The 18,754-nt window shown below is 64.4% G+C and carries 15 protein-coding genes, 1 tRNA gene and 1 pseudogene; 7 read left to right on the top strand and 10 right to left on the bottom strand.

Annotated features, from left to right (window positions below):
• Nucleotides 1-203: 203 nt before the first annotated feature.
• The 6 genes and pseudogenes from LB577_RS28120 to LB577_RS28095 all read left to right on the top strand — a co-directional run.
• A complete protein-coding gene (locus LB577_RS28120; RefSeq protein ID WP_023779197.1) occupies nt 204-872 on the top strand; it encodes a LuxR C-terminal-related transcriptional regulator in 669 nt (222 codons plus the stop codon).
• A gap of 136 nt (nt 873-1,008) precedes the next feature.
• Complete coding sequence (locus LB577_RS28115; protein ID WP_224689793.1) at nt 1,009-2,199, top strand: aminotransferase class V-fold PLP-dependent enzyme; 1,191 nt, start codon at nt 1,009-1,011, stop codon at nt 2,197-2,199.
• A 13-nt stretch (nt 2,200-2,212) separates the two neighbouring features.
• Nucleotides 2,213-3,190: an HpcH/HpaI aldolase/citrate lyase family protein gene (locus tag LB577_RS28110; protein ID WP_224689792.1), complete on the top strand. Its 978-nt coding sequence runs from the start codon at nt 2,213-2,215 to the stop codon at nt 3,188-3,190.
• Between the two features lie 18 nt (nt 3,191-3,208).
• Nucleotides 3,209-4,393 carry a malate--CoA ligase subunit beta gene (locus LB577_RS28105; RefSeq protein WP_224689791.1) on the top strand — a complete coding sequence of 395 codons (1,185 nt, stop codon included), beginning with the start codon at nt 3,209-3,211 and terminating at the stop codon, nt 4,391-4,393.
• A gap of 14 nt (nt 4,394-4,407) precedes the next feature.
• Nucleotides 4,408-5,307, top strand: coding sequence for a succinate--CoA ligase subunit alpha (sucD, locus tag LB577_RS28100; protein WP_224689790.1), 900 nt, complete (start codon nt 4,408-4,410; stop codon nt 5,305-5,307).
• Nucleotides 5,308-5,483: 176 nt separating this feature from the next.
• Nucleotides 5,484-5,696 (top strand): annotated as a pseudogene (locus tag LB577_RS28095) (4-hydroxy-tetrahydrodipicolinate reductase); the annotation flags it as partial.
• A 123-nt stretch (nt 5,697-5,819) separates the two neighbouring features.
• Here the strand turns inward: LB577_RS28095 and LB577_RS28090 are convergent.
• Both LB577_RS28090 and LB577_RS28085 read right to left on the bottom strand, forming a co-directional pair.
• Complete coding sequence (locus LB577_RS28090; protein WP_224689789.1) at nt 5,820-8,258, bottom strand: FAD-dependent oxidoreductase; 2,439 nt, start codon at nt 8,256-8,258, stop codon at nt 5,820-5,822.
• Between the two features lie 157 nt (nt 8,259-8,415).
• Nucleotides 8,416-8,500, bottom strand: a tRNA-Leu gene (locus LB577_RS28085).
• Nucleotides 8,501-8,733: 233 nt separating this feature from the next.
• Between LB577_RS28085 and lipB the strand changes: the two genes are divergently transcribed.
• A complete protein-coding gene (gene lipB / locus LB577_RS28080; protein WP_224689788.1) occupies nt 8,734-9,477 on the top strand; it encodes a lipoyl(octanoyl) transferase LipB in 744 nt (247 codons plus the stop codon).
• A 21-nt stretch (nt 9,478-9,498) separates the two neighbouring features.
• On the opposite strand, the gene LB577_RS28075 is transcribed toward lipB, so the two are convergent.
• From LB577_RS28075 to LB577_RS28040, 8 genes are all read right to left on the bottom strand, one after another.
• On the bottom strand, nt 9,499-10,749 hold the full coding sequence (locus LB577_RS28075) for a site-2 protease family protein (protein ID WP_224689787.1): 1,251 nt from the start codon (nt 10,747-10,749) through the stop codon (nt 9,499-9,501).
• 680 nt (nt 10,750-11,429) lie between these two features.
• Nucleotides 11,430-12,113: an ABC transporter ATP-binding protein gene (locus LB577_RS28070; protein ID WP_023763668.1), complete on the bottom strand. Its 684-nt coding sequence runs from the start codon at nt 12,111-12,113 to the stop codon at nt 11,430-11,432.
• Complete coding sequence (locus tag LB577_RS28065; RefSeq protein WP_023763326.1) at nt 12,110-13,396, bottom strand: lipoprotein-releasing ABC transporter permease subunit; 1,287 nt, start codon at nt 13,394-13,396, stop codon at nt 12,110-12,112. Before LB577_RS28065 ends, LB577_RS28070 begins: the two co-directional genes overlap by 4 nt.
• Complete coding sequence (gene proS / locus LB577_RS28060) at nt 13,393-14,721, bottom strand: proline--tRNA ligase (RefSeq protein ID WP_224689786.1); 1,329 nt, start codon at nt 14,719-14,721, stop codon at nt 13,393-13,395. The genes LB577_RS28065 and proS overlap by 4 nt, the downstream gene beginning before the upstream one ends.
• Before the next feature lie 654 nt (nt 14,722-15,375).
• Nucleotides 15,376-15,660, bottom strand: a complete 285-nt coding sequence (locus LB577_RS28055) for a DUF1467 family protein (RefSeq protein WP_023763324.1) — start codon at nt 15,658-15,660, stop codon at nt 15,376-15,378.
• Complete coding sequence (gene mce, locus LB577_RS28050) at nt 15,657-16,061, bottom strand: methylmalonyl-CoA epimerase (RefSeq protein ID WP_023763323.1); 405 nt, start codon at nt 16,059-16,061, stop codon at nt 15,657-15,659. The genes LB577_RS28055 and mce overlap by 4 nt, the downstream gene beginning before the upstream one ends.
• A gap of 101 nt (nt 16,062-16,162) precedes the next feature.
• The gene (locus LB577_RS28045; protein WP_023763322.1) at nt 16,163-17,833 is read right to left on the bottom strand and encodes a ribonuclease J; all 1,671 of its coding nucleotides are present in this window, start codon (nt 17,831-17,833) and stop codon (nt 16,163-16,165) included.
• Nucleotides 17,834-17,927: 94 nt separating this feature from the next.
• Nucleotides 17,928-18,749, bottom strand: coding sequence for a biotin--[acetyl-CoA-carboxylase] ligase (locus LB577_RS28040; RefSeq protein WP_023763321.1), 822 nt, complete (start codon nt 18,747-18,749; stop codon nt 17,928-17,930).
• Nucleotides 18,750-18,754 lie beyond the last annotated feature (5 nt).

The following is an 18,754-nucleotide window of genomic DNA, read 5'->3' as shown; positions in this document are numbered from 1 at the left end:
CTGGCGAGCACATCGCCGATGCCTGACCTGGGAATGCCTATCCCATCAAAACCAGCGAATCCCGGCTTCAGACGGCGCGACAGCCGATGTCGCTGGGGAAAGAGCACCCCGGCGCGATTGCGGCAGAATTGTCATGATACGGATCCGGGCCTGAAGCCGGGCCTCCGAGTTGCGGCACGATCAGCCCAGGACAAAAACCGCCCTTGAACAGCAAACCCGGGAAAACGAGCAAGGCAGTTGGCGACCGGCGCGTTCGCGTGGTCGTCGCCGAACGCAATCCGCTCGTCATATCGGCCCTGCGCGAAATGCTGGAATGCGACGGACGCTTTGAACTCCTGGCATCGGTGCAGAGCGGCAAGCATTTCCTGGAACTGGCGACGGCACGCGAATTCGACGTCGCCGTCATCGGCTGGAAGCTCGCCGACATGGACGGCGCCGATGTCCTGGCCGAAATCCAGGCCAGCAAGCTCCCCGTGCGCATCGCCGTGTTTTCAAACGACCATGACATCGGCATCCTGAAGCAGTGCGTGCGGCTCGGGGCCCAGGGCTACTGCTTCCAGTTCGACGATCCGCATATCATCTTCGAGACGATCCTGGCGGTCGCGCATGGACGCATCTGCATCCCCTACATCGACATCAACAAGGTCAACGACACACCCCTGGCGCAGCTCACGGTTCGCGAGCGCGAGCTGCTTGCGGTACTTTCCGACGGCTGGACCAATCTGCAGATCGCGACACGGACCGGCATTTCCGAGAACACGGTGAAGTACCACCTCAAGAATCTCTACGACAAGCTCGACGTCCGCAACCGGGCGATGGCCGTCGCGCTCTATTCACGCGAGAGGCGCACCCAGAAGCAGCCTTTCGGCTAAGGCAACCGGTAGGCCAACCGGGTAGGCGGCCCCCACCCGCGCGCGGCGAGAAGTTACCCACCAAGGTGTTGTCGGCATTGGCCATCGAAACGAAACTCCCCATCACCGCTTTGCTGGATCAGGAGGAGTTCGCACCATGGCCGGTTTCACCCATCTTTTCATTCCCGGGCCGACCAACATTCCCGAACAGGTCCGGCAGGCGATGAACCTGCCGATGGAGGACATGCGCGCCGCGTCCTTTCCCGATCTCACCTTGCCGCTGTTCGAGGACATCGCACGCGTCTTCAAGAACGAGACCGGTCGCGTCTTCATCTACCCGTCCTCGGGCACGGGCGCCTGGGAAGCGGCGATGACCAATGTGCTCAGCCCCGGCGACCGCGTGCTGATGTCGCGCTTCGGCCAGTTCTCGCATCTGTGGGTCGACATGGCCGAGCGGCTGGGTTTCGAGGTCGAAATCATCGACTGCGAATGGGGAACCGGCGTCCCGCTCGAACTCTACGCGGAGAGGCTGAAGGCCGACAAGACGCACCGCATCAAGGCGGTCTTCTGCACGCAGAACGAGACCGCGACCGGCGTCACCAGCGACGTCGCCGGCTGCCGCGCGGCGCTCGACGATGCAAACCACCCTGCCCTGCTCTTCGTCGACGGCGTGTCGTCGATCGGGTCGATCGACTTCCGCCAGGAAGAATGGGGCGTCGACTGCGCTGTCAGCGGCTCGCAGAAAGGCTTCATGCTGCCCGCCGGCCTCGGCTTCCTGTCGGTCAGCAGGAAGGCGCTCGTGGCTTCCAGAACCGCGACCCACCGGCGCTGCTTCTTCTCCTTCGAGGACATGATCCGCGCCAACGACGCCGGCTATTTCCCCTACACGCCGGCGACGCAACTGCTGCGCGGCTTGCGCGCCTCACTCGACCTGATCGCCGAGGAAGGGCTGGATAACATCTTCGCCCGTCACCATCGCCTTGCCGAGGGCGTACGCAAGGCGGTCGACGCCTGGGGCCTGAAACTCTGCGCCAAGGCGCCGAAATGGCATTCCGACACGGTCAGCGCCATCCTGGTGCCGGAAGGCATCGACAGCGGCGACGTCGTCAAGCGTGCCTACCAGACCTACCGGACCTCGCTCGGCGGCGGTCTCAACAAGGTGTTCGGCAAGGTCTTCCGCATCGGCCATCTCGGCTGGCTGAACGAGGTGATGGTGCTCGCCTCGCTGTCGGCGGCCGAAATGGCGCTGCTCGATTGCGGCGTTCGGCTGGCGCCCGGCTCCGGCGTCGGCGCCGCCATCCAGCATTTTCGCGCCTCGGCCGCGGTGCCGGTCGCCGAAGCGGCGTGAGAGGGAACCGACAATGAGCCACACCATCAACCATTTGAAGAAACTGAGGCTGCAGCGCAGCGAGCTGGCGGTTCCCGGCTCCAGCCCCGAGATGATCGACAAGGCGGCCAACAGCGCCGCCGACTTCGTCTTCCTCGACATCGAGGACGCGGTCGCGCCGCCCGACAAGGAGCGCGCCCGCAGGAACATCATCCAGGCACTCAACGACATCGACTGGCGCGCCAAGGGCAAGACCGTCTCGGTGCGCATCAACGGGCTGGATACCCACTACATGTACCGCGACGTGGTCGACGTGATGGAACAGGCCGGCGACCGGCTGGACACCATTTTGGTGCCGAAAGTCGGTGTGCCGGCCGACCTCTATATGGTCGAGGCCATGGTCAACCAGATCGAGATGGCCAAGGGTTTCAAGACCCGCGTCGGCCTCGAAGCGTTGATCGAGACCGCGCTCGGCATGGCCAATGTCGAGGCGATTGCCGCTACGCCTGGCCGGCTGGAAGCCATGCATTTCGGCGTCGCCGACTATGCGGCGAGCTGCAAGGCACGCACCGTCAACATCGGCGGCCTCAACCCCGACTACCCCGGCGACCAGTGGCATTTCGCTCTGTCGCGGATGACCGTCGCCTGCCGCGCCTATGGGCTTCGCGCCATCGACGGGCCGTTCGGCGATTTCTCCGATCCCGAAGGCTACATCGCCGGCGCCAGGCGCGCCGCCGCTCTCGGGATCGAAGGCAAATGGGCGATCCACCCCTCGCAGATCGCGCTTGCCAACGATGTCTTCTCGCCGCCGGAAAAAGAGGTCACGCGCGCCAGGCGCATCCTCGAAGTGCTGAAGGAAGCCGAGGCCCAGGGCAAGGGAGCGGCCGCGCTCGACGGCAAGATGATCGACGCCGCGTCGGAACGCATGGCCAGAAACGTATTGGTGGTCAACGAAGCGATCGAGCGCGCGGGCCAACTTACTCAACGAGAGCCGCGCGTCGCAGCACTTTGACTGTTCAGGGAGGAAAAAATGGACATCCACGAATATCAGGCCAAGGAACTGCTGGCACGGCACGGCGTGCATGTGCCGCGCGGCGGGCTGGCCTACAGCCCCGAGCAGGCGAGCTACCGGGCGCGCGAGATCGGCGGCGGCAAATGGGTGCTGAAGGCGCAGGTGCATTCCGGTGCGCGCGGCAAGGCCGGCGGCATCAAACTGTGCGCCAATGACGAGGAGATCTCCAACGCCGCCGAAGCGATGCTCGGGCGCAAGCTGGTGACGCAGCAGACCGGCCCGCGCGGCAAGCTGATCTCCAGGCTCTATCTCGAGGAAGCCGTCGACATCGCGCAGGAGCTCTATGTCGGCTTCGTCCTCGACCGCAAGGAAGAGCGCGTCATGATCGTCGCCTCGGCCGCCGGCGGCATGGAGATCGAGGACATCGTCGAGAAGGCCCCCGATTCCATCCTGCGCACATCGGTCGATCCCGGCGTCGGCATGCAGCGCTTCCAGGCACGCGAGATCGCCTTCGGGCTCGGCCTCGACCACGATTTGATCGGCAAGGCGACCGAGACCATCTTCAGCTGCTACCAAGTGTTTCGCGACTACGACGCCTCCATGCTGGAGATCAATCCGCTGGTGGTGACCCGCGACGGCAGCCTGATCGCGCTCGACGCAAAAATGTCGTTCGACGAGAACGCACTGTTCCGCCGTCCGGAAATCTCCGAGCTGCGCGACAAGAGCCAGGAAGACCCGCGCGAGACCTTCGCCAGCGATCGCGGCCTCTCCTATGTCGGCCTCGACGGCAATATCGGCTGCATCATCAATGGCGCGGGCCTCGCCATGGCGACGATGGACATGATCAAGATCGCCGGCGGCGAGCCGGCCAATTTCCTCGACATCGGCGGCGGCGCCTCGCCCGAGCGGGTGGCGAAATCGTTCCGCGCCGTGCTCGGCGACAAGAATGTCGAGACCATCCTGGTCAACATCTTCGCCGGCATCAACCGCTGCGACTGGGTTGCGGAGGGCGTCATCAAGGCGATCCGCGAGGTCGGCGTCAACGTGCCCTTGGTGGTGCGGCTCTCCGGCACCAAGGCCGAGGAAGGACGCCGCATCCTGGCCGATTCCGGCGAGGCGGTGATCGTCGCCGACACGCTGGCCGAAGCCGCCGAAAAAGCCGTCGCCGCCTGGCGCGCGGCCGCCAAGAAAAAAGCAGCCTGAGGGAGGTCGAGAAAATGGCAATCCTGCTCAATCGCAGCACCCGCGTCATCGTCCAGGGGTTTACCGGCAAGATCGGCAGTTTCCACGCCGAGGACATGAAACGCTACGGCACCAAGCTCGTCGGCGGCGTCACCCCCGGCAAGGGCGGCCAGAAGCATCTCGGCCTGCCCGTCTTCAACACGGTCAAGGGCGCGGTGCGCGAGACCCGCGCCGAGGCGAGCATCGTCTTCGTGCCGCCGCCCTTCGCCGCCGATTCGATCATGGAAGCGGCGGACGCCGGGATAAAACTCTGCATCTGCATCACGGACGGCATCCCCTCGCAGGACATGATGCAGGTCAAGCGCTACATGCGCCGCTACCGCTTCGAAGACCGCATGCGGCTGATCGGGCCGAACTGCGCCGGCGTGATCACGCCCGGACAGGCGCTGATGGGCATCATGCCCGGCAACATCTACCTGCCCGGCCGCATCGGCATCGTCGGCCGCTCCGGCACGCTGGGCTATGAAGCCGCCTCGCAGATGAAGGCGCTCGACATCGGTGTGTCGACCAGCGTCGGCATCGGCGGCGACCCGATCAACGGCTCCTCCTTCAAGGACATTCTGAAACTGTTCGAGCAGGACGACGAAACCGACGCCGTGGTGATGATCGGCGAGATCGGCGGGCCGCAGGAGGCGGAAGCCGCGATCTGGGCGCGCGACAACATGCGCAAGCCCCTGGTCGCCTACATCGCCGGCCTTTCCGCCCCGAAAGGCCGCCGCATGGGCCATGCCGGCGCCATCATCTCCGCCTTCGGCGAATCGGCGCAGGAGAAGGTCGAGATCCTGAAAGAGGCCGGGGTGATAATCGTGCCGACGCCGTCATCGTTTGGCGAGGTTGTGGCCGATACGCTGGCCAGGATGAAGAAGGCGGCGTAACCTCCGGGAACAGCCGGCCTGCGGCAGTTGCCGGAGCAGGAGGCGGCGCGATCTGAATGCGCCGCCCAAATGCCCTCTTCCAAACAGTCGAGCGGGCCGGCGCCTTGACGCCGGTTCAGTTCAGGACGGCGGTTGGCGGGCCGGCTTGCCAGCCTGTCGTTCTGGCGGGCCGGCTCTCAAACACGCTGGCAAGATTGTGTGCCGCCCGCGGTGGGCCAGCCCTGGTCATCGGCTCGACCGAATTCGATGCCCCCGAACTAGCCGAGGCCGCCAAGACCGTCGCCATCTTACGCTCCAGCAGCTTTTCGGTGGGGCTGAACATGCTGGTCGGATTGGTCGAAGAAGCATCGAGAGCGCTCGATCCCAACGACTGGGACGCCGGACATCATCCAGGGCCACGGCGGCAAGATCGAGTTGCAGGACAACGAGCCAAACGGCCTCGTTGTTACGATCGATCTGCCGAACGGACCAAAGGTCCAGCCTTTATAGGACGGCCACGTGCTTGGGGATCCCTACATGCGCCCGCGCGCGCCTTCCGGGTCATAGGGAGAGTCCGCGATCACCTTTGCCGGACGTCGCTCGCCGAGGATTGAAACCTCCAGCGTTGTCCCCGGCGTGCCAAGCTCCAGCGGCAGCAGCACCAACGCTATGTCGTGGCCAAACGTATAGGAGTAGCCCGCCGAGGTGACGCGGCCGACAAGCTTGCCGTCGCGATAGACGCCCTCATAGGCAAAGGCGCTCGCACCGTCCGTATCGATGGACAGCGTGACGATCCGGCGCGTCGTGCCCTGCTTTTGCTTCGCAGCCAGCGCGGTGCTGCCGATGAAGTCGCCCTTGTCGAGCCTCACGAAGCGGTCGAGACCGCTTTCCCAAGCCGACAATTCGAGGTTCATATCGCGGTACATGGCGCGGTAGGACTTGTCGAGACGCAACGATTCCAGCGCCTGCAGCCCGACCAGCCTGAGCCCATGCGCCTGTCCCGACGCCAGAAGCGCATCCAGCAAATGCCGCTGGTAGCAGAGCGGATGATAAAGCTCCCAGCCGAGTTCGCCCGAATAGTTGACGCGCATCAGCCGCACGTCGCTGGCGAGGCCAACGGTCGCCGACTTGACGCTGAACCACGGGAAAGCCTCGTTCGACAGATCGATCTCGGTCAGCGGCTGCAGCACGTCGCGCGCTTTGGGTCCGACCACCGTGAAGCTGCCGCGATCGTTGGTGACATTGCGCAGGTGCACGCTGCCGTCCTTCGGCAGCAGCCGGCTGAGGTCGTCGTGGTTCCAGCGCTCGGCGCGCGGTGTCGAGACGAGGTAGAACAGGTCGCTCCCCAGCCGCGCCACCACATACTCGGCCTGCACGCCGCCGGCCGGCGTCAGGTGATGGGCGACCGCGATGCCGCCGAGCCTCGGCAAGCGATTGGCAAGGATGCCGTCGAGCCAGCGCTCGGCGCCCGGGCCGCTAACCTCGAACTTGGTCATCGGCGTCATTTCGACCAGGCCAACGGCTTGCCGGACGGCCTGGACCTCCTCGCCGACATAGGTGCCCTTGGCGGTCCAGCGCCAGCTGTACGAATTGCGGGCCTCGACACCCGAAGGCGCGAACCAGCTTGGCATTTCCCAGCCGTTCAGCACATCCCACACCGCGCCGAGCTGGCTCAGGCGCTCGTAGGAAGGAGCCGTCTTCTGCGGCCGTGCCGCCGGCATGTCCTGGCCCGGATAATGCTGTGCCGCATGGGTGCCCCAGGCTTCCCGCACCTTCTCCCGAGTCCAGTTCTTGTTGGCATGGTCGCCAAAGCGTCGCGGATCCAGTTCCGCCGTGTCGATGCTGTTGCCGCCTTCGACAATGCGTTCGGAAAGATAGTGGCCGATCGCTCCGCCCCACAGGATGCCGCCCGGCACACCTTCGGCGAGCCAGACATTTTGAAGCCCCCAGGCCGGCCCCATCAGCGGCAGTTCATCGGCCGTCATCTGGAAAGGTCCGCGCACATTCCGCTTGATGCCGGCGCGCCCAAGCGCGGGCACCAGTTCGCTCGCCCGTTCCCAGTTCCAGGAGACGGCGTCGAAATCCTCATCGAGCAGGTCGGCGCCGAACCATTCCGGCACGCCGTTCTCGGCGAACAGCTTGAGCTGTTCGGTGCGCTCGTAGGGGCCGAACATCAGCCCGTCTCCCTCTTCGCGCAGATAACCCTCGTAGCCCTCGTCCCTCAGGATCGGCATTTCCGGAAGGCCAAGCCGCTTGCGCTCCACCACTTCGGGCACCGCCTCGGTGATCCAGTACTGATGCACGATCGGGATGGCCGGAATGTCGAGGCCCAGCATGGCGCCGGTCTGGCGTGCATAGTTGCCGGTGGCGAGGATGAGGTGTTCGCAGATCATGTCGCCACGCGAGGTTCTGATCTTCCACTCGCCGCCCGGCAGCCGCTCGAACCCCGTCACTGCGGTGCCGAGATGGATCTTGGCGCCAAGGTCGCGCGCCCCCTTGGCCATGGCCTGGGTCACGTCGGCGGGCGCGATGTGGCCGTCATCGGGATGATAGAGCGCGCCCAGCATGTCGTTGTTGTTCAGCAGCGGCCAGATCTCGCGCGCCTCGGCGGGCGATACGATCCGCGCCCGGATGCCTTGCACTTCGGCGACATCCATGTAGCTGCGGTATTCATCGAGCCGGTCGCGTGTGTTGGCGATGCGCAGCTGGCCGCATTTGTGCCAGCCGACCTTCTGGCCGGTTTCGGCTTCGAGCCCTTCATAGATCTCGATGGACTTGGCGATCATGCGGCCGACGTTGAGGCTGCGCGCATAGGAGGGTATCAGCCCCGCCGCATGCCATGTCGAACCGGCGGTGAGCTGCGTTCGCTCGAGCAGCGCGACATCGCTCCAGCCGCGCTTCGCCAGGCCGTAAAGAATGCCTGCGCCGACACAGCCGCCACCGACGACAACGGCCCGAAAATTGCCCGACATACGCGATGCCCCTGGATGGAGTTGTCTTGGGCACTATAGGCAAGCGCGATCTCGTCGGTCACGCCATTTGCGACGCTGGCGTGGCGAATGGCGATTGGTGCACCATTGCATGCTGGCGCGCATCGTCGCCGAGGCAAGCCGGAACGGAGAGAGAGAATGGTGCGGTCGAGAAGACTCGAACTTCCACGGGTTGCCCCACAGCGACCTCAACGCTGCGCGTCTACCAATTCCGCCACGACCGCACGTGGTAGGAGCCGGAACCGACCGGCTCGCGGCGTGTAGCAAATCGTTTCCGGCGAAACAAGTGCGCCGCGAGCAATAATCTCAAGCGATTGGCATAACGGTCCACAGGATTGGAAAACTGGGCCGGAACTGGACGTTTTGCCCGTTGAGGCCATATGGAAGCAAATGCATGTCGCCCGGAAGTGCAAGGCGGTCTTGGGCTATGGTATGCATGGGCAAAAAGCGACACGCCATGACAGAACGCAGCCAGATCGCCACGTCATTCCTGCCCCTGCCCGGGTCAGCGCCGGTCGAATGGCATATCGAGCCGGGCCTCACCGCCTATCCCGACGCGCTTGCCTTCATGGAGGCGCGCGCCGAGGCGATCCGCAGCGGTGCCGCCGGCGAAATGGTCTGGCTGGTCGAACACCCGCCGCTCTACACCGCCGGCACCAGCGCCCGCATCGAGGACCTGATCGAGCCTGACCGCTTTCCGGTCTTTTCGGCAGGACGCGGCGGCGAATACACCTATCATGGGCCGGGCCAGCGGGTTGCCTATGTGATGCTCGACCTGAAGCGGCGTCGCGAGGATGTGCGCGCCTTCGTCGCCGCGCTCGAACAGTGGATCATCGGCACGCTCGCCGCCTTCAACGTGCGCGGCGAACGCCGCGAGGACAGGGTCGGCGTCTGGGTGGTGCGGCCGGATCGCCCCGCACTCCCGGACGGCTCACCGGCCGAAGACAAGATCGCGGCCATCGGCATCCGGCTTCGGCGCTGGGTGAGCTTTCACGGCATCGCCATCAATGTCGAGCCCGAGCTCACCCATTTCAGCGGCATCGTGCCGTGCGGTGTCCAGGACCATGGCGTCACCAGCCTCGTCGACCTCGGCCTTCCCGTTGGCATGGCCGACCTCGATCTGGCGCTGAAATCCGCCTTCGAGGATGTCTTCGGCCCGGCCATCGCATTGCCTATCGAAGCGGCCCGCAAGGCCGGTTGAGCCTTTCCAATTCGGGGCGGCTTAGATGAGCTGCGCGGATGCCCACAACACACCGCAGCCATGGATGACGAACACCGCCAGCAGCGCGCCGGCGATAGCGAAGCGGTCGACCGTGCGGATCGGCTCCAGTTCGTGACGCGGCTTTACCCCGCTGCCCACCGTCAGCAGGCTGAGGATCGAAAAGACCGCTCCCGCGACGATCAGGAACCCTGACGAGAAGCCGGCCTGCCGGCCGAGCGCCAGGAAGGCGGACAGCAGGAAGAACGAGGCCAGCGCCAGCACGATCGGCCCCGGGCAGATCTGGCGCAGCACCTGGCCGCCGTCGAACTTCCACACCGGCACCAGATTGGCGATGTTGAACAGGGCAGCACAGCCGGCCAGCGCCGCCAGCAGCGCTGCGGCGGCTTTGTGCCCCTCGCCGCCGGCAAACACGCTGGCGGCAATGACGATCGGCACCAGGAAGGCGGAGAAGCCCGCCCCCATCAGCGCCACGAAGGCCACCTCGAAACGGCTGTTGTAGGGCCGGCCGCCAATCGCGATGCCGCCGAGCAGCGGGATGAAGATCATCCGCGCCTTGCGGTGGCCCATCAGCCGGAACGCGGCCATGTGGCCAAGCTCGTGCAAGGCCACGACCGACGTCAGGATCGAGGCCAGCGCCAGCCCGCCGAGGTGCAGCCCGAAGAACGGCCACAGGATCAATGCCGACAGCACGGCGAAACCGACCTGGCTCAGCGGATGCTCGAACCAGCCGCCCTTGCGATACTGCCCGGTGACCGCCCAGCGCTGCAGCTTGGAAAGTTCGCGGCGCATGGCGAAATAACGGAACACCAGGAAGGCGACGCCACGGTAGCGGTCGGTCCGGCCGAGCGTCACCCGCGTGCCGCCGCCTTCCGAAGCGAGATCCGTGGTTTCGCTATAATCCTTCCAGAACGAGCCATCGAGGGCGGTATCCTCGATGACGCGCATCGTGAAGCTACTGCCTTCGACGACGTCTTCGAGCTTCGACCTGCGCTCGATCGGCTTGCCGTCGCGGCCTTCCCACGACAGCATGATGCGAGCCTCGCCCTCCCCGTCCAGCATCTGCGCCGACAGGATCTCGCCGGACCAGCCGGCATCGTTGCCGAGCGGCCACAACGCCTGCCAGAGACGCTGCCGGTCCATGGCAACCACGCGGGTGGACCTGACCGTTCGCAAACCAAGCGGCACGGTTATCAAGAGAAAGATCAGCCCGAGATTGCTGACCACCAGAATGGCGGTGATGATGGGCGACACCTGGACGTTGCTCCCTGCCTTGGAGGAGAACCCTAACGTCGCGGCGGCAAGAAAAGCTTAACGGCGGGGCGGCCTTGCGCCCGCCGGAACTGCGGCGAAAGCCGCCAAATCACATGGCTCCGATCCAGATCGCCATGGAAACGAGAAACGCACTCATGCAAACCAGCGAGACGACATCCTGAACCAGATCGGTCATAACTCTCTCCTGTTGTTGATATGTTCGCAATTTGTTCTAATTTTGTTTCAAAGTCAACGAGCAGAATCCGCGCGCGGCCGGAATCTTCGAGCGATCAAATCGGCAGGGTTAAGAAAAGGTTGACGGCGCGGCACCTTATCAACAGGCGACGCCTGCTTGCGCTCAGTCTCGGCCGAGACAATAGTGAGGCAGCCGTGTGAATACCGAGTGATGGACGTGGGGGAACACAAAGGCGCCAATCAAGCTGATCGCTGGCGAAAGCGCATGAGACAAGGCCGCCGGTGGCGCCTCTCTCGCAACTTTGTAACCTGGCTGCTCATCCTGGCGATGGTCGCGATCTCTTCCACCTTGATCGCACTGAATGCTCACTGGCGGTTCTGAGCCTGGGACTCTCGGAGAGATCGGAATCCCTAGCGACAACCTATATCCGCGGAAACTCTCGCTGGAGGTGTCCAGGTTAGACTCGCCCCAGCAGCGAGTGCCCCTAAAGCGGCACCACCTTGCCGTCGGCCAGCGTGACGCGCCGGTCCATACGCGAGGCCAGCTCGTGATTGTGGGTGGCGATCAGCGCGGCGAGGCCCGACTGGCGGACCAGCGCCTCCAGCGCCTCGAAAACATAGGAGGCGGTGACCGGATCGAGATTGCCGGTCGGCTCGTCAGCCAATAGCACCAGCGGCGCATTGGCGACCGCGCGCGCGATGGCGACGCGCTGCTGCTCGCCGCCGGACAACTCGGCCGGCCGGTGCGATGCGCGCTTGCCGATCTGCATGTAGTCGAGCAGTTGCGCGGCGCGCTCGGACGCTTCCTTGCGGCTCAGCCCTTTGATCAGTTGCGGCATCATGATGTTTTCCAGCGCGGAAAACTCCGGCAGCAGATGATGGAACTGGTAGACGAAGCCGACGTCGTTGCGGCGTATCGAGGTGCGTTCATCGTCGGACAGCCGCCCGCAGGCCCGGCCGGACAGGATGACGTCACCGGCGTCGGGGCGTTCCAGCAGGCCCGCCGTGTGCAGCAGCGTCGACTTGCCGGTGCCCGACGGCGCCACCAGCGCCACCATCTCGCCGCGCCGCAGCGCAAAATCGGCGCCGTTCAGGATGGTGAGCTTGCGCGGCCCCTGGACATAGTGCCGCTCGACGCTCTTCAGCTCGATAATGACCTCGGCCATTATTCGTACCTCAAGGCTTCGACCGGATCGAGGCGAGCTGCCCGCCATGCCGGAAACACCGTTGCCAGGAAGGACAGGGCGAGCGCCATGATGATGACATAGGTGGTCTCGCGCGGATCCATCTTTGCCGGCAGCTGGCTGAGGAAGTAGAGCTCGGGGTTGAACAGCACCTTGCCGGTCATCCAGGAAAAGAACTGGCGGATCGATTCGATATTGGTGCAGATAACGACACCGAGCAGCACGCCGGCGAGCGTGCCGGTGACGCCGATCGCAGCCCCCGTCATCAGGAAGATGCGCAGGATGGCGCCGCGCGAGGCGCCCATGGTGCGCAGGATGGCGATGTCGCGGCCCTTGTCCTTCACCAGCATGATCAGGCCGGAAATGATGTTGAGGGCCGCCACCAGCACGATCAGCGTCAGGATCATGAACATGACATTGCGCTCGACCTGCAGGGCGGAAAAGAAGGTCTCGTTGCGCTGGCGCCAGTCGACCATGTCGATCGGCCGCTGCGCCGCTTCTTCCACCTTCGGTTTCAGCGCGTCGACATTATCGGGATTGTCGACATAGATCTCGATCGTCTGCGCGCGCCCGTCCATGTTGAAATAGAGCTGCGCCTCGGAGAACGGCATGTAGACGATGGAAGTGTCATATTCCGACATGCCGACTTCGAAGATCGCCGAGATCTTGTAGCCCTTCATGCGCGGCGTCGTGCCGATCGGCGTCACGTCGCCATCGGGCGAGATCAGCGTGATGGTGTCGCCCAGCGTCAAGCCGAGATTCTCGGCCATGCGCTTGCCTATGGCAACGCCCTCGCCGCTGTCGAAATCGGCGAGCGAACCCTGCTTGATGTTGTTGGCGACGATGGCGATCTTGCCGAGATCCTCACTGCGTATGCCGCGCACCAGCGCGCCGGTGCCGCCACCGACATTGCCTTGCGCCAGCACCTGGCCGTCGATCAGCGGGATGGCGTATTTGACGCCGGGCACGCCGTTGATGCGGCCGGCGACCTGGGCGTAATCCTCGAGCGGCGAATCGATCGGCTGCACGATCAAATGGCCGTTGACGCCGAGAATCCGCGTCAACAGTTCGGCGCGGAACCCGTTCATCACGGCCATCACCACGATCAGCGTCGCGACGCCCAGCATGATGCCGAGGAAGGAGATCGAGGCGATGACCGAGATCACCGTCTCCTTGCGCCGCGAACGCAGGTAGCGCCATGCGACCGTGCGTTCGAAGACGGAAAAGGGACCGGCGCCCGCCGATCTTGCCGCGGCCGCCTCGCTCATGCGGCGGCACCGAAGCGTTTTTTCGCCTCAGCGATCGGCAGCGTCTCGCGCTCGCCGGTCTTGCGATTCTTGATTTCGACCTCGCCGGCGGCGACGCCGCGCGGCCCGACGATCACCTGCCAGGGCAGGCCGATCAGGTCGGCGGTGGCGAACTTGCCGCCCGGCCGCTGGTCGGTGTCGTCGTAGAGCACATCCTTGCCGGCATCGGCAAAGGCGGCATAAAGCTCGTCGCACACGCGGTCGCAGTCGGCATCGCCCACCTTCATGTTGATCACGGCGATGTCGAACGGCGCCACGGCTTCCGGCCAGATGATGCCGTTCTCGTCGTGGCTGGCTTCGATGATCGCCGCGACCAGCCGCGACGGGCCGATGCCGTAGGAGCCACCGGAGACGAAATGATCCTTGCCGTCGGGGCCGGTCACCTTGGCGCCCATGGGCTTGGAATATTTGTCGCCGAAATGAAAGATGTGGCCGACCTCGATGCCTCGCGCCGAGACCCGGTCGGCTTCGCCGAGCTTGTCCCACGCCGCCTCGTCGTGCATCTCGTCGGTGGCGGCGTAAGGCGTCGTCCACGTCTTGACGATGTCGGCGATCTGGCCGTCATTGGCGAAGTCGGTGTTTTCGCCGGGCACCTGGAGCGACAGATAATCGCGATCGCAATAGACCTGGCTCTCGCCGGTGTCGGCCAGGATGATGAATTCGTGGCTGAGATCGCCGCCGATCGGCCCGGTATCGGCCCGCATCGGGATAGCCTGCAGGCCCATGCGCGTGAAGGTCCTGAGATAGGACACGAACATCCTGTTATAGGCCGCCTTGGCGCCTTCGAAATCGAGGTCGAAGGAATAGGCGTCCTTCATCAGGAATTCGCGCGAGCGCATGACCCCGAAGCGCGGCCGCACCTCGTCGCGGAACTTCCACTGGATGTGGTAGAGATTGAGCGGCAGGTCCTTGTAGGACTTGACGTAAGCGCGGACGATTTCGGTGACCACTTCCTCATTGGTCGGACCGTAGAGCATGTCGCGGTCCTGCCGGTCCTTGATGCGCAGCATCTCCTTGCCGTAGTCGTCGTAGCGGCCGCTTTCGCGCCACAAATCGGCCGACTGGATGGTCGGCATCAGGATTTCCAGCGCACCGGCGCGATTCTGCTCCTCGCGGATGATCTGGCAGACCTTGTCCAGCACCCGCTTGCCGAGCGGCAGCCAGGAAAAACTGCCCTGCCCCTGCTGGCGGATCATGCCGGCACGCAGCATCAGCCGGTGCGAGACGATCTCGGCCTCGCGCGGATTTTCTTTCAGGATAGGCAGGAAATAGCGCGACAAACGCATGGACTGGTCCGTGAATGAGAACGGCCGCGCCAGAATCGGCGCGACGCAGGTTTGCTTGCCCCGGCTTCATAGCCATTTCATGGCGGAATGGAAACCCGGCCATAGCCGCACATCAATGCCTTCCGGCCCGGAATTCCTTGGTTCGCGGGTCAGGCCGCGCTGGCAATCGAGCGTGCCGAACCACTTCGGATTTGGCCTCCAATTCTTTGCGCGCGTCAATGCAGAACATGCCGTAAAGGCTCCCTTGCACCCTGCTGGTCGTTTCGAAAGCAAAGCATGCCATACTATTGTGCAGTGCAGCACGAGAATGCCTGTTTCGAGGCAAAATTCTTCGTGACATTTTCATTCGGCTTAGGCTAATGTCCCGCGATAACCGAGAGGGCGGAGACAAATCTGCTCTCCTACGCGGTCAAAGTCTTGGGAGGATGCGATCTAGGCGCGGTTACTCGCTGCCGCCGGAAACCGGAAACAGATCGGACGCGTTTAATTGCAAGGCCTCGTGCCTTGCATTTTTTTTGTGCAATCATCTGGTTAGCGCGGCGAGTTGCCAGCTTACATGACCCAGCGTCAGCTTGCGCAGGGTGGCGGCGCGTGGCGGCATTTCAAGCCCATCCGCACCGCTCCGATCTCTTCCAAGCAGCCTTGCCGGGCGCTCTATTTCGCCGGTGTCTGGCCGAAATCCGGCACGATGTGCGGGATGTCGTTGAGGCTGTATCCCAGCCCGTGCGTCAGGCCATAAAAAATGCCCATCAGGACCGCCGTGGCGATGGTCGTGCGGATCACGGCGCGCAGCATATGCGGCCCGCGCGGCGCGCTCGGCACCGTGCCCAGCGTAACGTCCTTATCGTCGTCCTGCGTCCTCACGCTGAACGGCAGTACGGCGAACAGCACCACCCACCAGGTCGCGAAAAACAGCGCGGTGAACGAAACCCAGCTCATGATTGCTCCAGTTCGATCAGCGTGCCGAAGAAATCCTTCGGGTGCAGGAACAGCACCGGCTTGCCATGCGCACCCAGTTTCGGGTTGCCATCGCCGAGCACGCGGGCGCCGGCGGCCTTGAGCTGGTCACGCGCGGCCACGATATCGTCGACCTCGTAGCAGAGATGGTGCATGCCGCCGGATGGGTTCTTCGCCAGGAACGCGGCGATCGGCGAGCCCTCGCCAAGCGGCTCCAGCAATTCGATCTTGGTGTTGCCCACATCGACGAACACCACCGTGACGCCATGCTCCGGCAAAGCCTGCGGTTCCGTCACTTCGGCGCCAAGCGTATTGCGGTAAGCAGCAATTGCCGCCGCCAGATCCGGCACCGCAAGCGCGACATGGTTCAGCCGTTCAAGCATTGGTTTTCCTCAGGCAGTAACGCAAACGGACCGAGGGACGAGCACAACGCAACTTGCCTTCCCTATTGCCGTACTGCCCTACTCCCTTATTCCCCTGTTCGTCACCTTGTGACGAACACCGTCACCAGCGGCTTCTTGCCCCAGGCTTCGTTGGCGGCGCCGCGCACCGCGCGCCGCACCGCCTCCTGCACCAGGTCGAGGTCTTTTCGGCGCTGGCGGGGGATCGAATCCACCGCGCCGACGGCCGCATCGATCATCAGGTCTTCCAGCGTGTCGCCACGGGCATCGGCCTCGGCGACGCCGATGGCGACCAGGTCGGGATCGCCGGCCAGTTCATATTTGTCGTCGAGCACGACGTTGACCGCGACATGGCCGGCAAAGGACAATTTGCGCCGGTCGCGAATGCCCATTGCCTGGTCGGTGCCGATCAAATTGCCGTCCTTGTAGATGCGGCCGAACGGCACCTGGTCGATGATCGTGGCGGGGCCGGGAGCGAGCCGCAGCATGTCGCCGTCGCGCACCTGCGCCACCTGGCCGATGCCGGAGGTCGACATCAGCGATCCCTGCGCCACCAGATGCGCGGCCTCGCCATGCACGGGAACGCCGATCTGCGGGCGCACCCATTCGTACATCTTGCGCAGTTCGCTGCGGCGGGGATGGCCCGAGACATGCACCAGCGCGTCGCCGTCCTCGATGATCTTGATGCCGAGATCGATGAGGCGGTTCTTGATCTCGAGGATCGCCTTTTCGTTGCCGGGAATGGTACGCGAGGAAAACACCACCGTGTCGCCCGCCGTCAGCGATACCGATTTCATCTCGTCGCGTGACAGCTTGGCAAGGGCTGCCAGCGGCTCGCCCTGGCTGCCGGTGCAGATGATGACCAGGTTTTCGCGCGGGATGAAGCCGAAATCCTCCTCGGCGATGAACTCCGGCAGGCCGTCCATGTAACCGAGCTCATCGGCCACATCGATGACGCGCTTCAGCGAGCGGCCAAGCACCAGGCACTGGCGCCCGGCGTCGCGTGCGGCCCTGGCAATGGAGACGATGCGCCCGACATTGGAGGAGAACGTGGTGACGGCGACGCGGCCCTTGGCGGCCTGGATGACGCCCTTGAGGCCCTCGCCCACCGCGACTTCCGAAGGCGACTCGCCTTCACGCAGCGCATTGGTCGAATCGCAGATCAGCGCCAGCACGCCCTTGTCGCCATAGGCACGGAAGCGCGCTTCGTCGGTCTTCGGCCCGATCGTCGGTTCCGGGTCGATCTTCCAGTCGCCGGTGTGGATGACGGTGCCGGCCGGCGAGGTGATCGCCAGCGACATCGGCTCGGGAATCGAATGCGCTACGGGAATGGCCTCGATCTCGAACGGGCCGACGGTGAATTTCTCGCCCGCCCGGTAGATCGTCAACGGGATCTTCGGCGCACCCTGTTCGCCCTGCCGCTTGGCTTCCAGCAGCCCGGCACTGAACGGCGTCATCCACACCGGCACCTTCAGCTTCGGCCAGGTGTCGAGCAGCGCGCCATAGTGGTCCTCATGCGCATGGGTGATGATGATGCCGCGCAGGTTGGCGAGGTTCTCCTCGATGAATCGCGTGTCCGGCAGGATCAGGTCGACGCCCGGATGCGCCGCATCGGGAAAGGTGACGCCGACATCGATGACGATCCATTCGCGCGCGCTCGGCGGGCCGTAGCCGTAGAGGGCGAAGTTCATGCCGATCTCGCCGACGCCGCCGAGGGGCACGAAGACGAGTTCGGCGTTTTCCGCTTTCGCCATGATTTTTCCCTTCCTGGCCCTCAGGCCAAGCCGTTGAAGCAATTCCAGGAAAAGTGTGTAACGGCTTTCCTACCGGAATTGCGTAAAAACAAAGCTATACCCGCGCGGATGCGACCGCGCCGAAATGCACATCGCCGGCGGCGATCGTCAAAACAGACCCGTCATCGTCGCGGATCACGAAACGGCAGTCCTCGTCAATGGTCTCGAACACGCCACGCACCACATTACCGTCAATTCTGACAGCAACCTCACCGCCAAGGCCGGCCGCGCGTGCCAGCCAGCGCCGCCGGATGGCGGCAAGGCCGCGCCCTTCATCCCAAAGCCGGGCATTCTCGCTCCAGGCATCCGACAGCGCCAGGAACAGCGTTTCGGCATCGCACGCAGCGCCCAATGCGTGAAGCGATGTCGCGGGATACGGCAAATCCTGCGGGTGCGCCACAACATTGACGCCGATGCCGACCGCGACCGCGAAACGCCCGCCGTCCAGGACGGCCGATTCCAGCAGGATGCCGGCCAGCTTGGCGCCGGAGGCCAGCACATCGTTCGGCCATTTAAGCTCGAAACGGTTTTGGCCCTGGCTGGCGCCGTCGAGACCGATGGCGATGCGGCCCTTCGGCACCACGGCGTCGAGCGCATCGGCCAGCGCCAGGCCGGCGACGAAGCCGAGTGTCGCGGCAAGGCGAAGTTCGCCGCCGGTGAGGACGAGCAATGTCGCCGCCAGATTGCCTTCCGGCGTCGCCCAGACGCGGCCACGCCGCCCGCGCCCGCTTTCCTGCTTCTTGGAAACGACCCACAGCCTGCCCGGATCGCCTGCCCGGGCATGATCAAGCGCCAGCGCATTGGTGGAGCCGACGCTGTCATGCGCCTCGAGCCGGAACCCTTCCGACGCCGAGGTTGGAGCCAGCCGAAATACCATGCCGT

Source organism: Mesorhizobium sp. B283B1A (assembly GCF_020165735.1).
Lineage (GTDB): Bacteria > Pseudomonadota > Alphaproteobacteria > Rhizobiales > Rhizobiaceae > Mesorhizobium > Mesorhizobium opportunistum.
The sequence above is the reverse complement of the archived record's forward strand: the minus strand, read 5'-3'. Positions and strand labels throughout refer to the sequence as shown.

Excerpts from the sequence above, each read along its gene's own strand:
- LB577_RS28115 (WP_224689793.1), top strand. The coding sequence starts at position 1,009 with ATGGCCGGTTTCACCCATCTTTTCATTCCCGGGCCGACCAACATTCCC.
- LB577_RS28110 (WP_224689792.1), top strand. The coding sequence starts at position 2,213 with ATGAGCCACACCATCAACCATTTGAAGAAACTGAGGCTGCAGCGCAGC.
- LB577_RS28105 (WP_224689791.1), top strand. The coding sequence starts at position 3,209 with ATGGACATCCACGAATATCAGGCCAAGGAACTGCTGGCACGGCACGGC.
- sucD (WP_224689790.1), top strand. The coding sequence starts at position 4,408 with ATGGCAATCCTGCTCAATCGCAGCACCCGCGTCATCGTCCAGGGGTTT.
- LB577_RS28090 (WP_224689789.1), bottom strand. The coding sequence starts at position 8,258 with ATGTCGGGCAATTTTCGGGCCGTTGTCGTCGGTGGCGGCTGTGTCGGC.
- lipB (WP_224689788.1), top strand. The coding sequence starts at position 8,734 with ATGACAGAACGCAGCCAGATCGCCACGTCATTCCTGCCCCTGCCCGGG.
- LB577_RS28065 (WP_023763326.1), bottom strand. The coding sequence starts at position 13,396 with ATGAGCGAGGCGGCCGCGGCAAGATCGGCGGGCGCCGGTCCCTTTTCC.
- proS (WP_224689786.1), bottom strand. The coding sequence starts at position 14,721 with ATGCGTTTGTCGCGCTATTTCCTGCCTATCCTGAAAGAAAATCCGCGC.
- LB577_RS28055 (WP_023763324.1), bottom strand. The coding sequence starts at position 15,660 with ATGAGCTGGGTTTCGTTCACCGCGCTGTTTTTCGCGACCTGGTGGGTG.
- mce (WP_023763323.1), bottom strand. The coding sequence starts at position 16,061 with ATGCTTGAACGGCTGAACCATGTCGCGCTTGCGGTGCCGGATCTGGCG.
- LB577_RS28045 (WP_023763322.1), bottom strand. The coding sequence starts at position 17,833 with ATGGCGAAAGCGGAAAACGCCGAACTCGTCTTCGTGCCCCTCGGCGGC.
- LB577_RS28040 (WP_023763321.1), bottom strand. The coding sequence starts at position 18,749 with ATGGTATTTCGGCTGGCTCCAACCTCGGCGTCGGAAGGGTTCCGGCTC.